Source organism: Olivibacter sp. LS-1 (genome assembly GCF_008245145.1).
GTDB lineage: Bacteria > Bacteroidota > Bacteroidia > Sphingobacteriales > Sphingobacteriaceae > Olivibacter > Olivibacter oleidegradans.
In genome coordinates this window covers 4,895,343-4,909,157 of the sequence record NZ_CP041643.1, presented here as the reverse complement: position 1 = coordinate 4,909,157, position 13,815 = coordinate 4,895,343, and the positions used below count along the sequence as shown (strand labels likewise).

Annotated in this window: 18 protein-coding genes; 7 read left to right on the top strand and 11 right to left on the bottom strand. The window is 39.5% G+C overall.

Features of this window, described 5'->3' with window-relative positions:
• Window positions 1–9: 9 nt before the first annotated feature.
• Both FKG96_RS20315 and FKG96_RS26820 read right to left on the bottom strand, forming a co-directional pair.
• Window positions 10–396, bottom strand: a complete 387-nt coding sequence (locus FKG96_RS20315; RefSeq protein ID WP_130858404.1) for a LytTR family DNA-binding domain-containing protein — start codon at window positions 394–396, stop codon at window positions 10–12.
• A gap of 26 nt (window positions 397–422) precedes the next feature.
• Window positions 423–578, bottom strand: coding sequence for a hypothetical protein (locus FKG96_RS26820; protein WP_013667701.1), 156 nt, complete (start codon window positions 576–578; stop codon window positions 423–425).
• 842 nt (window positions 579–1,420) lie between these two features.
• Here FKG96_RS26820 and FKG96_RS20310 point away from each other — a divergent pair.
• Window positions 1,421–2,077 carry a TetR/AcrR family transcriptional regulator gene (locus FKG96_RS20310; RefSeq protein WP_149105964.1) on the top strand — a complete coding sequence of 219 codons (657 nt, stop codon included), beginning with the start codon at window positions 1,421–1,423 and terminating at the stop codon, window positions 2,075–2,077.
• A gap of 17 nt (window positions 2,078–2,094) precedes the next feature.
• Here FKG96_RS20310 and FKG96_RS20305 read toward each other — a convergent pair whose 3' ends face one another.
• The 8 genes from FKG96_RS20305 to FKG96_RS20270 all read right to left on the bottom strand — a co-directional run bounded on the left by FKG96_RS20305 (window position 2,095) and on the right by FKG96_RS20270 (window position 8,348).
• Window positions 2,095–2,664 (bottom strand): NUDIX hydrolase, encoded by a 570-nt coding sequence (locus tag FKG96_RS20305; protein WP_130858402.1) that lies wholly within the window; start codon window positions 2,662–2,664, stop codon window positions 2,095–2,097.
• Window positions 2,665–2,830: 166 nt separating this feature from the next.
• Window positions 2,831–3,181 carry a PleD family two-component system response regulator gene (locus FKG96_RS20300; RefSeq protein WP_168204580.1) on the bottom strand — a complete coding sequence of 117 codons (351 nt, stop codon included), beginning with the start codon at window positions 3,179–3,181 and terminating at the stop codon, window positions 2,831–2,833.
• A 369-nt stretch (window positions 3,182–3,550) separates the two neighbouring features.
• A complete protein-coding gene (locus FKG96_RS20295; RefSeq protein ID WP_149105962.1) occupies window positions 3,551–4,243 on the bottom strand; it encodes a sulfite oxidase-like oxidoreductase in 693 nt (230 codons plus the stop codon).
• A gap of 27 nt (window positions 4,244–4,270) precedes the next feature.
• Complete coding sequence (locus tag FKG96_RS20290; RefSeq protein ID WP_149105961.1) at window positions 4,271–4,567, bottom strand: hypothetical protein; 297 nt, start codon at window positions 4,565–4,567, stop codon at window positions 4,271–4,273.
• Between the two features lie 437 nt (window positions 4,568–5,004).
• Window positions 5,005–5,418, bottom strand: coding sequence for a hypothetical protein (locus tag FKG96_RS20285; protein WP_149105960.1), 414 nt, complete (start codon window positions 5,416–5,418; stop codon window positions 5,005–5,007).
• A 5-nt stretch (window positions 5,419–5,423) separates the two neighbouring features.
• Window positions 5,424–6,350 (bottom strand): alpha/beta fold hydrolase, encoded by a 927-nt coding sequence (locus FKG96_RS20280; protein WP_149105959.1) that lies wholly within the window; start codon window positions 6,348–6,350, stop codon window positions 5,424–5,426.
• Between the two features lie 90 nt (window positions 6,351–6,440).
• Window positions 6,441–7,232, bottom strand: coding sequence for an alpha/beta hydrolase (locus FKG96_RS20275; RefSeq protein WP_149105958.1), 792 nt, complete (start codon window positions 7,230–7,232; stop codon window positions 6,441–6,443).
• Between the two features lie 42 nt (window positions 7,233–7,274).
• Window positions 7,275–8,348 (bottom strand): alpha/beta fold hydrolase, encoded by a 1,074-nt coding sequence (locus tag FKG96_RS20270; protein WP_210421322.1) that lies wholly within the window; start codon window positions 8,346–8,348, stop codon window positions 7,275–7,277.
• 411 nt (window positions 8,349–8,759) lie between these two features.
• On the opposite strand from FKG96_RS20270, the gene FKG96_RS20265 reads away from it, so the two are divergent.
• The 5 genes from FKG96_RS20265 to FKG96_RS20245 all read left to right on the top strand — a co-directional run bounded on the left by FKG96_RS20265 (window position 8,760) and on the right by FKG96_RS20245 (window position 12,506).
• Window positions 8,760–9,782, top strand: coding sequence for a sensor histidine kinase (locus tag FKG96_RS20265; RefSeq protein WP_149105957.1), 1,023 nt, complete (start codon window positions 8,760–8,762; stop codon window positions 9,780–9,782).
• Window positions 9,763–10,524, top strand: coding sequence for a LytTR family DNA-binding domain-containing protein (locus FKG96_RS20260; protein WP_149105956.1), 762 nt, complete (start codon window positions 9,763–9,765; stop codon window positions 10,522–10,524). The genes FKG96_RS20265 and FKG96_RS20260 overlap by 20 nt, the downstream gene beginning before the upstream one ends.
• A 120-nt stretch (window positions 10,525–10,644) precedes the next feature.
• Entirely contained in the window at window positions 10,645–11,625 is a 981-nt protein-coding gene (locus FKG96_RS20255) for a heme-binding domain-containing protein (RefSeq protein WP_130858394.1), read from the top strand.
• Window positions 11,618–12,058, top strand: a complete 441-nt coding sequence (locus tag FKG96_RS20250) for a hypothetical protein (protein ID WP_130858393.1) — start codon at window positions 11,618–11,620, stop codon at window positions 12,056–12,058. Before FKG96_RS20255 ends, FKG96_RS20250 begins: the two co-directional genes overlap by 8 nt.
• Window positions 12,059–12,119: 61 nt before the next feature.
• Window positions 12,120–12,506, top strand: a complete 387-nt coding sequence (locus FKG96_RS20245) for a DoxX family protein (protein WP_130858392.1) — start codon at window positions 12,120–12,122, stop codon at window positions 12,504–12,506.
• 55 nt (window positions 12,507–12,561) lie between these two features.
• Here FKG96_RS20245 and FKG96_RS20240 read toward each other — a convergent pair whose 3' ends face one another.
• Window positions 12,562–13,305, bottom strand: a complete 744-nt coding sequence (locus tag FKG96_RS20240) for a glucose 1-dehydrogenase (protein ID WP_149105955.1) — start codon at window positions 13,303–13,305, stop codon at window positions 12,562–12,564.
• 86 nt (window positions 13,306–13,391) lie between these two features.
• Here FKG96_RS20240 and FKG96_RS20235 point away from each other — a divergent pair, with 86 nt between their 5' ends.
• Window positions 13,392–13,736, top strand: a complete 345-nt coding sequence (locus tag FKG96_RS20235; RefSeq protein WP_130858390.1) for a helix-turn-helix domain-containing protein — start codon at window positions 13,392–13,394, stop codon at window positions 13,734–13,736.
• The last annotated feature ends 79 nt before the right edge of the window (window positions 13,737–13,815 follow it).

Below are 13,815 nucleotides of genomic sequence, written 5' to 3'. Positions count from 1 at the left end.
ATGCAGAGTCTACTGGAAGTGTCCTATTCCTAACAAAAAGTCAATGCATTCATTGAATTTTTCAAGCGAAAAGGGCTTCAATAATTCATAAACCTTATTATTGTTTTCTATTTCTTCTTTATTTCTGAAGTGGGATAGGGGTGAAGCAGATGTGTTGATAACAATTGAATTAGGTGAGATTTGATCCAGTATTTTGTCAACATCGCCATCAAAACCAGGTGTTTTGAAATCAAGGAAGATGATATCCGGCGTAATTCTTTTTATAATCACATGAAAATCGTACACATTATCAATCGTAGCTACCAACGTTAAATCGGACCGTTTACTGATATAGCCCTTGAGCATTTGTACAGCGAGCGGCTCATCCTCCACGATAGCGCATATCAAGCATCGCATATTCCTTTATTTTAGCAAGGTGAGTATTAAATGAAATTCGATGTGGTAAAGGTCATGCTGCTCACTGTTTCGTCACCATCTCGAAGATGCTGGTTACTTTCGCGCGGTGCGTCTATAGTGCAGATACACTCTGCTTCGATTCTTAAATAACTTTCTAAAAGACTTTTGTTAAACTTTTCCATGTTGTTTATAATTTATCCTAGGCTAATTTGAGGGGAATGAATTTGATAGGCATGTTTATTTAATCAACCGCCTATCTTCTTATACCAACTTGCATATACGCTCAACATCGTTTTGCCAAGAATTTTTGCTACCAAGTTGGTATGAAGAAATCTGTTGCTCGTGACGACTTATATTAGGTATTTAATAAATCATCAGTCAACCACAAATTCATTTTAGTGTAGAATAGATAATTCGGCTTCTTTAGTGCTTGATGTGCGCAATTGTCACCCGTTCTTTTAGGATATAACCGAGGTATTTTTTGTAAGTTATTGATTATCTGTTGTAATAAATGATTTTATCAACAAAATCAGAAAAGTGTAGCAATAATTTAATGAAAGTGATCTGCATCTGGTGGAGGCTCGTTCAGAGTGATTATAATACTTACATTTGCTCAAGGATATTTCATATTGAACAATATATTATTGTCAATTTGGAACATGATCGAAGGTATTCCAGTACTATGCTGTTTATTGAAAATTGGCTAAGAAAGTGTTATGCTCTCGCTTCAAACTATGTCTACCCGTAGTGAATACGGCAAACTTTCCGAAGAGAAACAACATTACATCAGCAACGTCTGGTAGCCGTTTGAGAAAGTCAGTCTGTAGACTGGATACCATTCGACGTGATATGAGGCCAAACCTAAGACAAATTAACTAAATCGAAGTATAAGCTCGCATGGCTCAGCATGTGAAAAGTAGACCAAGAAAACGAATTGATAGATGCTATAGCACTGTTCGTAAAGTTAACTGTTAATTGCAAGGCAAACCATGCAATTTCGTATACACCTATAGATAGGGTTACGATGGAGATAGAGAAAAAAAACGCACAGCGCACAAGAGCTATTATTTTAGAGGCAGCTGCCAATATCATACGAGAAAAAGGTCTTCAAGCACTAAAAATAAGTCGTCTCGCCGATAGATCCAAATTCACCCGGTGGACGATCTATAATCATTTCGGTAGTTTAGATGGTGTAAAAAAAGAACTGTACAGCCGACACGACTACCTTATTGCGAACTTACCCCAAATAGTCGCTTTAGCGGCGAGACAGGAGGAAGCTATGCGATTTGAACTCTTAGCGCACCTTATCGTTCAACATTTTGATGCACTTATGAGAGATCCCCTATACCGAGAATTCGCAGTTGCCGAATTTATGGGAACAGATGCTGCGATCGCGAAAATGGTATCGGCTCGTGAACGACGCATGTTGAAGATGATGAAAACATCCGAATTAACTGACTCAACGGGAAAGCCGTTTCTCCTCGAGTTTCTATTCCCGATTATTTTAGGTGGTATTACGTATATGGCGTTTCAATACAGAATAGGTGGACATGCTTCTTGTTTCGGTGTTATGTGTTTGCAGAAAGAGTTCAAAATAAATTTGAGACAGTTTTTAATATATTTAATAAAAACCGCTATTAACGGTTTAGATGGAGATATAGCTAATCAACAAATGACCTAGTCGTAAGCAAAGGATTCTTAGACATTAAAAATAGCCGGATATTTTCTTGCTGCCATTAATATTAAATTCATTGAATCCGTAACCCAAATTTCACCATTTTCAACCATACGAAGCGCTTCCGATGCCGGTAACGTAATTACTTCTATATTTTCAGTGATGTCCAGACGTTGTACAGCATTGAATTCAGCATTAAATAAGATATAGCCATAGGTTATTTGTTTGAGTTTAGTTGGATTAATAGCAAAACGACAGATAAATTTCAAATCTTCCTCAGCGGCTTTGATTCCACACTCTTCTTCAAGCTCGGCTACGGCTGATTGTTTTAGCGTTTTATCCTTTTGTTGCATTCCTCCGGGCACTTCAATTAGAATTTCGCCAAGCCCATGTTTATATTGACGAGTAAGTACCACCTGATTGTCAGGAGTAAAAGCTAAAACCTGCACCACATCGCCCAGTGGAGATAAAAAGTAATCATCTACGATCAGACCATTTGGTAATTCTACTTTTTGCTTATGTAGAGGATACCAGACGCTTGGCGAAATATCCTCGTCTTCTAAAAGAGTCCACGGTTTTATTCTATCAGACATGACGTAAAAGTAACTGTTTTAACTTATTTGTTAACTAATTCAGTACAATTTTATAGGCGGAATAATGATAATACGGCTACTGCTCTGATAAATGTCAGTACCTAAGTATTGCAGAAACGGTGGAAAATCAAAATGGCGATAGACCGTCATGAATAATCAGCTTAGACTATGAATGCGCGTAGTGTAGATTGATTGTCGACATAATATCATACATATCAAAGGGTTTACGTATATATCCATCTGCTCCGCATTCCAGTGCAATTGATGGAATATCCCATAGTCCGGATATCATAATTACCGGTACATGCTGGTAATTATTTAAGGATTTAAGCTGCTTACAAAGATCGCTTCCCTGACACCATCGCAGATTTTCATCCATTAAAATCATGCCTACCTCATGTTCATCCAGCAATCTATACAAGTTTTTCCCGGTGTCCATGATAACTTCAATACCTTCATAATCGAGAATATCCATAATCAGACCTTGCATCTCTGAATCGTCTTCAACGTATAACATTGTTTTTTTCTTAGTCATAGCGGTATAGCATAACTTCGCACAAATTACACAAGTGAAAAAAAGCTCTATATTGTTTAGCCTCTAACGGCAAAAGGAACTGCGCGACATGAAGTTATAACAAATACCGTGCAAAATATATGATAATATTAGTTTTATTTGTTTATGTTGTTTATTATCAGTTTGTTTAATATAGTGTTAATTAAAAATATTAACGGTTTCTTTGTTTTCTTACTTCAATTCAATAGGTCAAGGTTATTTTTGAGAAGTTTCCATGCATAGGAAACGAATAGATTTCATTTTTGATTTGGCCACCCTTTTGGATCCGGGTGGCTTTTTTATCAAAATTTGATGAATAGAATCGTTCTTTGGTTAATCATAACGATCATTACGCCAAGGATAAGCGGTATTCGAATAACCACGCTCCTCCCAAAAGCCTGGTTGGTCCTGGTTCAGGAATTCAATTCTTTTTATCCATTTGGCGCCTTTCCAAGCATAAAGTTGAGGTGTAATCATACGACAAGGCCCGCCGTGTTCCTTCGCCAGCGGTTGGTTCTCAAAGGTATGCACTAAAAGCACGTCTGGCTTCAAGGCCTCTTCTAATGAAAGGTTAGTAGTATAAGTATCATAGCCATGACAAAGAATATGAGTTGCGTCTTCGTGAGGTTGCACAAGTGCAGCTAAATCCAACATACTGACACCAATCCAGCTCATATCCAGTTTGGACCAAGTAGTGACGCAGTGTAAGTCGGATATGTCATGGGTCTGTGGTAGTGCCATAAAATCTTCCCAAGTTAACATAACCGGATGCTTTACATTGCCGTCTATCCTTAAACGCCAACGATCTAGCGAAATATCGGGCTGATAACCGAGGTCTAAAACCGGCCATTTGGTAGTTACAACCTGTCCTATAGGAATAGTTGGCATCCCATGCCGATTTATTTTACCCGTCCCCATGGGTTTGTCGTCCGCCATAGAGGGCGTATCTTTCATTTTTGCTGCGAAACGTGCTTTTAATTTCATTCTCGCCTCTACAATACGATTCAATTTTGCTGATCCTTCCATATCGGGTTTCATTAAGTGTCTGTCATATCAGTTATCCTCTTCATCCGGGACGGTATATTTAAATCGGAACAGCTTAAATAAACCGAGAACAAGTAGTACTGAAAAAACGATGTCGATAAAAAGATACCCAAAGTGAAAGTCCTTTATTTCAGCAAAAAGTCCTGTCTCCACGTTTTGACCAACTGATTTTCGGAGGAATATAAGCGGAAATCCCATCGTTGTATCATCGGTGTAAGGCATACCGCCACGATAGGAAAACGCAGTAAAAAAAGTAAAAAGTAAAACGGTGCCCGCTCCCCAAAGTAATATTCTATATTTTTTCATAGTTGGCGACAGTTTTTTAGTGCGTTTACAATGCCACTAACTTTCCGTTACGATAGTTACTTACAAACTAAGATAAATTGTTTTATACATAATATCATCGAATTGCATAAAAGTCGTATAGCTGTCTCTCTTCCGCTTCTTAAGGTTCTTTTATAGAAAAAATACAAGTACACTAGCATATTATTTCACATGTACAAGGTATAAATTATCTGTTGAAAAATGTAAAATTGATTGGTCAAATTTAATGTGTATCGCACCGAATGTTCATTTTTCCAAACAAATTTGTTGTAAAAAATGACGTAGGCATTGTCGTGCTCAATGAAAATGCATCTTCACCATCGCTATATTCAGTCGTTACTGAACGACAAATCTAAACCTCATATAACAAGGTACTGTACAAATAAGAGACGTTATTTGGAGAGCACGAATGAGTAAAGTTAATAATTCCGAGCAATTGGTTCAGGAATAAAATAACTGAGGTCATTACAGGGTATAACTTCCAGCGAACCGCTAAAGACAAACTTACCCGGCAACTTCAAATGTTGTTTATAGAGTGCAGCTTTATCGTATGACTCCCGTCCAATTGCAAAAGACGTTATTAAGTCCAAGCGCTGGCCAATTGGCGGGTATTGGTTGATTTCCACGGGTTCGCTAAAGGGAAAATATACAAAATCCGCTTGTTTACTGATATAGCTCGGCGATTGCGGAAATGCGGATTTTGTGACGCCTATAGATAATAATTTACTAGGTGCCAATTCTTGTAATGACCTTATCCCCCCTGGGGATAAGGATTGGGCGTTGGCTGATACACTAAAGGAAAGGGCCAACATGAAAGCAGTTATTATTTTCATTCGTTTTAATTGTTTAAAAACTCAATTGCTTGCTGTACGAAATCAAGTGCATATTGAAAAGCAGCCGCATGACCCGCATCTTTATAGACGATCAGCCGCGCATTTGGTATATGCTCGGACATCTTTATAGCATTTATCACCGGAGTGGGAACATCTTCCTGACCTTGTGCAATCAAAACCGGTTGTTTAACTGTTGCCAACTCTTTCAGCGCATCCGGGTAGGGGGTAGCCCATTTCAGTACCGCGGTTAATTCTGCTGTGGCACTTTGTGCACTCAAGGGAAGATCGCGATCGATTACACGCTTTTGAATTCTTTCGTAGACGCGTTTTCCTGCTTGCCGGCTAGCGTCGGATTTAGTGAAACCAACATGTAAAAAACTCTCCTCCGGACTCAGATTTGCCGTGCTTTCCAGCAGCTCTGGTAACTTCGAAAGCCCTTCACTACCTTTGGGTCCTGTTCCGGTTAAAATCAGTTTATTTACAAGGGTAGGTTCAGTTAATATAATCTGCTGACTGATAAATCCGCCCATTGAAAAACCCAGAAGATTTACTTTCTTATACCCCAAAGCTTTTATAAAGGCTACCACACCCTTAGCCATATCAGGTATATTTTCGGGCGTGTGGCCGCTTGAAGAGCCAGCCCCTTCAAGATCAAATAAGATTACTTTATTCTTTTCGGCTAAGCCATTTGTAATGGCAGGATCCCAATCATCCATAGAGCTACCCAAAGGAGAAACCATAACAAGCGGTATATCATCCGTTTTGCCTAAAACCCTGTAAGCAAATTTAACTTCTCCTACTTTAATAAATTGGGTGCTTGCTGTTTGATGATAATCTATTTCATCCATATTGGAGCCTTCTTGCGGACCGTCCTCTTTTTTACAGGATAATAGTTGAAGCGCGACTAGTACTGATAAGATAATTTTTTTCATATTGTTGTTTTTAGTTAAGGCAATAGGCTAATAAAATTGGACTTCGTGAAAAGGAATCGGCACATCGTTAATATATGTACTGTTAACTTGTTATAGCTGAGTTGCTGCTTTCATAATCACCTCTGCTACTGCTTCCGCTTGTGAAATAAAAATTACATGACTACCCTTAATTTCAGTGACATCAGCGTGCGCGCGCTTATACATAACCCGCTCCGTCTCCGGATTGAGGGCCTTATCTTCCGTGGCAACAATGGCGTAGCTTGGTTTCATTTTCCAAGCCGCGTTTTCAACGGGCTCCTCAAAACACTTTCCGATAATCGGTACCTGTGAAGCGTTCATAAAGTCGCTCTGCGCTTTACTTAAATCACCGGCAAAACCAGCATGAAATTTCATCGGATCAAAATATACAAACCCAAACCTGTCCGCTGCTGTAAACCCAGCTTCAGGTGCTGCAGGCGCGGCTGCAACCCATTTTCCAGTTGTTTCACCTTTATCTGGCATAAAGGCAGCTACATATACCAAACCACTTACCTTTGGGTGTAAACCTGCTTCGGTAATCACGGTGCCTCCCCAAGAATGACCTACTAAAATTACCGGGCCATCCTGCGCTTCAATAACACTTTGCGTTTCGGCAACATCGTCCCTAAGTGAAGTCAATGGATTCTGGACAATACTGACATGGTAGCCCTTTTTAGTAAGAATGTCGTAAACTCCTTTCCAACCCGAACCATCCGCAAAAGCGCCGTGCACCAGTACGATATTCTTTACAGGAACGCCTTGTGCATAAGCATTTCCCGTGGCTATAAGTAATTGACAGCTTATCAGAAGTGTAGCTACAAGGGTTAATTTGATGGTATTAAGCCATTTACATATTGTTTTCATTTGTTTTGAGATTTGTCGTGAATATATTTGTTGATTTATCAGCTATTGTGAAGCTTTGCCGTAGTCATCAGCTTCTATAATGGCTTTGGCAAAAGCTTCAGGTGCTTCCTGCGGTAAATTATGTCCAATACCCCCCTGAAGAGTTCTATGTCTGTATTTACCATTAAATTTGGCAGCATATATAGCAGGGTCGGGGTGAGGAGCGCCATTTGCATCGCCTTCGAGGGTAATGGTTGGAACATTTATCACCGGGCCCTCAGCCAGCTGTTTTTCAAGGGAGTCGTACTGGCTTTCACCTGCCGCAAGACCCAAACGCCAACGATAATTGTGAATGACGATTGCAACATGATCGGGATTATCCAAGGCAGGTGCAGACAGCTCGAATGTGGTATCATCAAATTCCCATTTGGGTGAAGCCGTTTGCCAAATAAGCTTTGCAAAATCGCGCCGATTTGCTTCATAGCCCTTGCGGCCACGTTCGGTTGCAAAATAAAATTGGTACCACCATGATAACTCTGCTTTTGGCGACAGGGGATTTGCATTTGCTTGTTGACTTCCAATTAGATAGCCGCTTACAGAAACCATCGCTTTACAACGTTGCGGCCATAAGGCAGCTATAATATTGGCCGTGCGGGCCCCCCAGTCAAACCCACCAATAACAGCCTTATCGATTTTCAGTGCATCCATCAACGCAATAATGTCCATCGCAATTGCTGACTGCTGTCCATTTCTGGGTGATTGGTCGGAAAGAAACCTTGTACTGCCATGGCCACGTAGGTAAGGTACAATAACTCGATAACCTTCGTTTGCCAATAAGGCGCTAACCTCCGCATAACTGTGGATATCATAAGGCCAGCCATGTAATAAAATAACTGCTTGACCGTTGGTTGGACCAACTTCGGCATAACCAAGGTCCAATACGCCGGCTTTTACCTGCTTAATTATATCAAAAGATGAATTTCGGAATCGAGGGCTTATGCCATTCTCAGTTAAAAAAGGAATTTTACTGTTCTCTGCTTTCAATAGACCTATGCCGCTCATTTCTGCCGCAACAACGGTTAATGCAGCGACGCTTAAAAAGCGCCGACGCCCATATTTGACTATTTGTTCCATCATGATAAAATATGAATTTAACACTACTCCTTACCGTCGCTTTGTGATTGGTAAGTGGAACAAAAGTAGTTCGGGATGAACTCCCAGAGAATCATTAAATGGTTGAATAAGGCAGATTAGGTCTTGAATTTGGCATTTTTCATTGTCAAACTTATTTTATTCCTTTACCTATTTCGAATGGCAGTTTGTACCCGGTTTTAGACTTGTCTAGTTCGGCCTGCGTATTGTCCAGATCAGATGTAAACCGGTCCATTTCGATAAATTCATAGAAGTATTATCAATCCAATTTGTTAAGTTTGATGCCATATCCATTTATATGAATAGCAATTTTTTCCGAAAGAAATATCAAACAGATTGTTTGTCTAGCGATCTGATTTAATCAGCTAGCTATATGAAGCTTTTTTTTAGTTTTTTATGAAAGCAGTGAGGACATTTAAAATTTCCCATAAGCTCATCTGGTTCAGCTCGCTTTTTTTAGGAATGCTCACGGCCGTACCTAAAATTGCAGAACACCAGTTTCGCCCTTACGAGGCTTTAGTCGATTCATCCGTAACCTTTCTATTTGCCTTGATTATATGGTATTACAATGTCTATAATTTGCCAAGATATACGGCCAATAACCCGAAAGGTGGTTTCTCGACAAAGCAGCTGCTGAAAGGGCTTTTCTTTGGTTTGGTGCTCATGTTTTTGCTTGCTTGCATACAGCAATATCTCTTATCACATCTGCCTTTTGGTCCCGTGATGCTGATGTTTGAGGTGCGTAGTATCCTCATTAGCAGTGCCTTCTATATGTTTATCCACCTTTTGTATCAAAGTTATCTTAATCAACAGGTCAGCGTAGAACTGGAGCGGACAACAGCTGCAAATGTATGGGCCCAATACGAATTATTAAAGCAACAGGTAAATCCACATTTTCTATTTAATAGTTTAAACACACTCAAATATATGGTTGAAAGCGGAGATCCGCAGGCAGTCAATTTTATTTTAAAACTATCCGACTTTTATCGTTTCACGTTAGAAAGCAGAAAACTTGATTTGATTGATCTTTCAGAAGAATTAAAGATATTAGAAGCCTATATGTATCTGTTGAAAGCACGCTTTGAGAACGGGATTGAACTATCGACCAACTTGCCGGAAAAAGTACATACTTCACCGATTCCACCTTTCACTTTGCAGTTATTGATAGAGAATTGCATAAAACATAATATTGTCTCCTTAGAAAAGCCCCTACAAATACGCCTTTATTTGGATACGGATTACTTGGTGATAGAAAACAATATCCAGCTGAAGCGAGAACCGGAGTCTTCCACCGGATTAGGACTTGAGAATATTAACCAGCGCTACCAACATCTTTTAGACAGGGAAATAGTAATTGAAGTCACCGATAACACATTCACCATTAAATTACCAGTTATTTATGAAAGCAATCATCATTGAGGACGAGATCAAAGCGGCCAAATCTTTAGAGAATATGATTGTAAAATTGCGTCCTTCTATCTGCATATTGGCTAAATTGCAAAGTGTAGAGGCATCCATAAATTATTTAGCAAATCACGAGATGCCGGAAGTGATATTTATGGATATTCAATTGTCCGACGGACTTTGCTTCGAGATTTTTAAATCCGTGAATATTACCTGTCCTATTATATTTTGTACTGCCTACGGGGAGTATGCCTTAGAAGCAATAAAGGCTAACGGTGTTGACTATCTACTGAAACCATTCGCTGAAGCCGATCTTGAAACAGCTTTTGGAAGAATCGATAACTTTAAAAATTTCTTTCAACAACATACAGGAACCAATCTGCAAGAGCTGATTCGTAGAATGAATGTAGATGATGGAAAAAAAAGTTTTTTGGTTTTTAAGAACAATAAATACCAAACGGTACAAACCGAACAAATTGCCTATATCTATATTAATTATAACGCTCCATCTATCGTTACTTTCAAAGGAGATGAGTATGCCATTAACCAATCATTGGATCAAATACAGAATCAGTTATCGAGCAGACAGTTTTATCGATTAAATAGGCAATACCTTATCAACTTTACGGCTATAAAAGAAGTAGAACATTACTTTGCCAGAAAACTGTTTGTTCGCTTGCATATCGCTACACCCGAAAAGCTTTTAATCGGAAAGGAAAAAACAGCAGCATTTCTGCACTGGTTGGAAGATCGATAGTCTGGCCAAGCCCCAAAATTCCGTCTACAGGCCCTAATTTGCCTAATCCACCAAGATATTCGTTTCCTTCCGACGTTTCCATCACTATTTTCGCTATTGAAAATAGAAAAAACACAGATTATGGAAGCAATAAGAAGAAAGAGAAAACAGCGATTATACCTGGCATTACTCGGGATAATTAGCCTGTTTATCGGCATTCAGTTTTTTAACCAACCTTTAGCGGGTAAACCGATCACCGGTGCTATTGAAGCTCCGAAAGAAGTAAGGGCCATTCTCGAGCGGTCATGTTATGGATGTCATTCTAATGAGCAAAAGCTGAACTGGCTAGAGCGGACTGCCCCAGTTTCTTGGATAGTAAAAAAAGATGTGAATCGGGCACGAGAAGTATTAAATTTTTCCGAATGGGGAAAATACTCGCCAGCAGAACATGAAGGGAAAATGTACGCCATACTCAACATGCTAAAGGCTGGGAAAATGCCTCTATCGCCATATACCTTATTGCATCCTACCGCAAAAATCTCAAAAAAAGATATAGCAGTGATTAACGCGTACACTTTATCCTTATCAAGAAAGGACACTACTGCAAATAGCTCTTTCGCACATCCGGAAGCAATTCCAACTATTTCGGAAGAAAGGTTTTCTGTTTCGCCCAATGGTATAAAATATACGGACGCTTTTAAAAACTGGAAGGTGATCAGCATGAGTACGCTGTTTGACCATTCTATCCGGGTAATTTTTGGAAACGAGATCGCCGTAAAAGCGATTGAAGAAGAAAATTTTCACCCCTGGCCTAAAGGCAGTTTAGTAGTGAAGGCCGTTTGGGAGCAAACAGAAGGGCCCGACGGCGAACTCCGAGCAGGTAAATTCATCAATGCACAATTCATGGTGAAGGATGCTGAGCAATATAAGAATACAGAGGGTTGGGGCTTTGCCAAATTCAGTGGCCAACAATTAATTCCCACTGGTAAAACAGCCTTATTTGCACAGCAATCCTGTATCAGCTGTCACCGCCAGCTAGCGGAATCTACCGGGTATCTTTTTGACGTACCCTTAAAAGTAAATCGTAAAGAACTAATCTCAAAAATAATAAGACATGAATAAAATGATTTTTATGCTAGTGCTTATTGGTACGTTGCTTAGCAGCTGTGTCGACAAAGCGGAAAACAAGGGTTATAGTCGTGTTGTATTTGACCCCGGGGCCTTAAAATTTATTGCCTCTTCCGTGAGTAAAAAGAACCAAACCATGGCTGCCTTATATGGTAATGAAAAAGCCTATCAGACTTTGTCAAAAGGCGATAGCTTACCTGCGGCAGGTAGTGTTTTACGCTTGGTTACCTGGCGTTCGCATGATAATCCCCAATATGTTGGAGGTACCATAAACGGTGAACTCTTAAGTGTCGAATCGATTGAAAGTGATGGAATGGGTGCCATATCGTATCAGCTTAATAAAGGGACGCTGCAAAACGGAAATAATAAGCCGGAAGACCAGCAAAAAAGAATAAGCTATATCATGGGGTACAAACCGGTCTTCTAGCCGCTAACTCACTCGGCGAAGCTATTACTATCTCATCTTAAATTCAATAACTAAATAAAAAATGAAAACAACAAAAATTATTTACTGGTCAGGAGTTATCTTTATGTCGCTTTGGTTTGGAGCGAGTGGCTATTTCGAACTGACGAGAAATCCAATTGTATGGGGTATCACGCAGCAATTGGGATATCCATCACATTTTATCTACCTATTAGGTGTTTTTAAGCTTTCAGGCGTTGCCGTACTCTTGCTTCCTAATAAGCTCATTCGACTAAAAGAATGGGTGTTTGCAGGAATGTTCTTTGATATTATCTTCGCTTTCTTTTCTAAGATAAGTGTAATCGGTTTTCCTGCTACGGTTGATGCACTCGTTGCTTTTAGCGTATTAACGATGGTCTACATCCAGTTTAGAAAACTGTATCCCATAAAATATACGATATTTTCCCTATAGCGTAAAAAAGCAAACCTTTATGGTTTGCTTTTTTACTTTATATAAGCCACCTGGGTTAAAGTGTTATTCCACCATCCACAATAACTTCCGTACCGGTGATAAAAGAGGCCGCGTCATCACATAAGTAAGTGACCAATTTGGCAACATCTTCCGGTTCACCCATTTTTTTCAATGGAATATCGTTGATTAGCTGTTCTGTAATGCTTTTTAACGCCATTTCTTCCAAGCCTGTTTTCCTCATTATTTCCGTTCTATGCGGACCTGGACTCACGATATTTACCCTAATTTTTCTTGAGGCTAATTCTGCGGCTGCTGTTTTTGCGATTGAATTTAAAGCCGCTTTGCTGGCCTGATAAATAGAACTGTTTGGTTTATGAGTAGCGGCTACTATAGAGGAAAGTATCACAACCGAAGCACCATCATTTAGTAAGGGAATGAACTTGCTCAACGTAAAATAGGCTCCCCTAAAATTGATATTCATCACACGATCGAAATTTTCTACACTCGCTTCTTCAATCGGTCCCAAGGTTCCGGTAATTCCTGCGTTGATAACTAAGATATCTATCTTAGCAAATTGCTCTTTAACAGCAGCCGTTAATTGTATGGTGTCATCGAGGTTCGCTTGGTCGGCTAAGAAAGAACTGGCACCTATTTCATGGGCAGCGGCCTCTATTGCCTCTTTACGTCTTCCTGTAATAACGACTTTTGCGCCTTGCGCTACCAGTTCTTTCCCAATTGCATAGCCAATGCCACTATTCCCGCCGGTTACAAGGGCTATCTTATTTTTTAAATTATTCATTTTTTTATTTTTTTGATAAAGATATGCTGAAAATGGTATACTTTTGTAATCAGTATAACAGAGTATATCAGGTAACATAAATAAAAATGGAAAGAAATCAAGAAGAAGAACTCAGGGCTTTGCAAGACACCCTATACTTTATCGGCGGGAAATGGCGGATACCTATCATTAATTCCATTTGCAACGGTAACAGGCGTTTTCGGGAAATTGAACGGAGTATTCCAGGAATTACTACGCGTATGTTATCTAAAGAACTGAAGGAGATGGAATTAAATAAATTGGTGAAACGAACGGTTTATGTAGACACGCCGGTATTGATTGAATATGAACCAACAGGATACTGTAGAACTTTCGGTAATATTATCCAGGAAATGATTAATTGGGGGAGAGCGCATCGGGATGTAGTAACAAAAGAAGCCGCAGAAAGTTAACCAAGTCGTTTATGTGTATAGGAGTATCTGATGTGCTAAAAAGCATTTTGAAAATAGTATTAAATTTGGCGACGCAAAA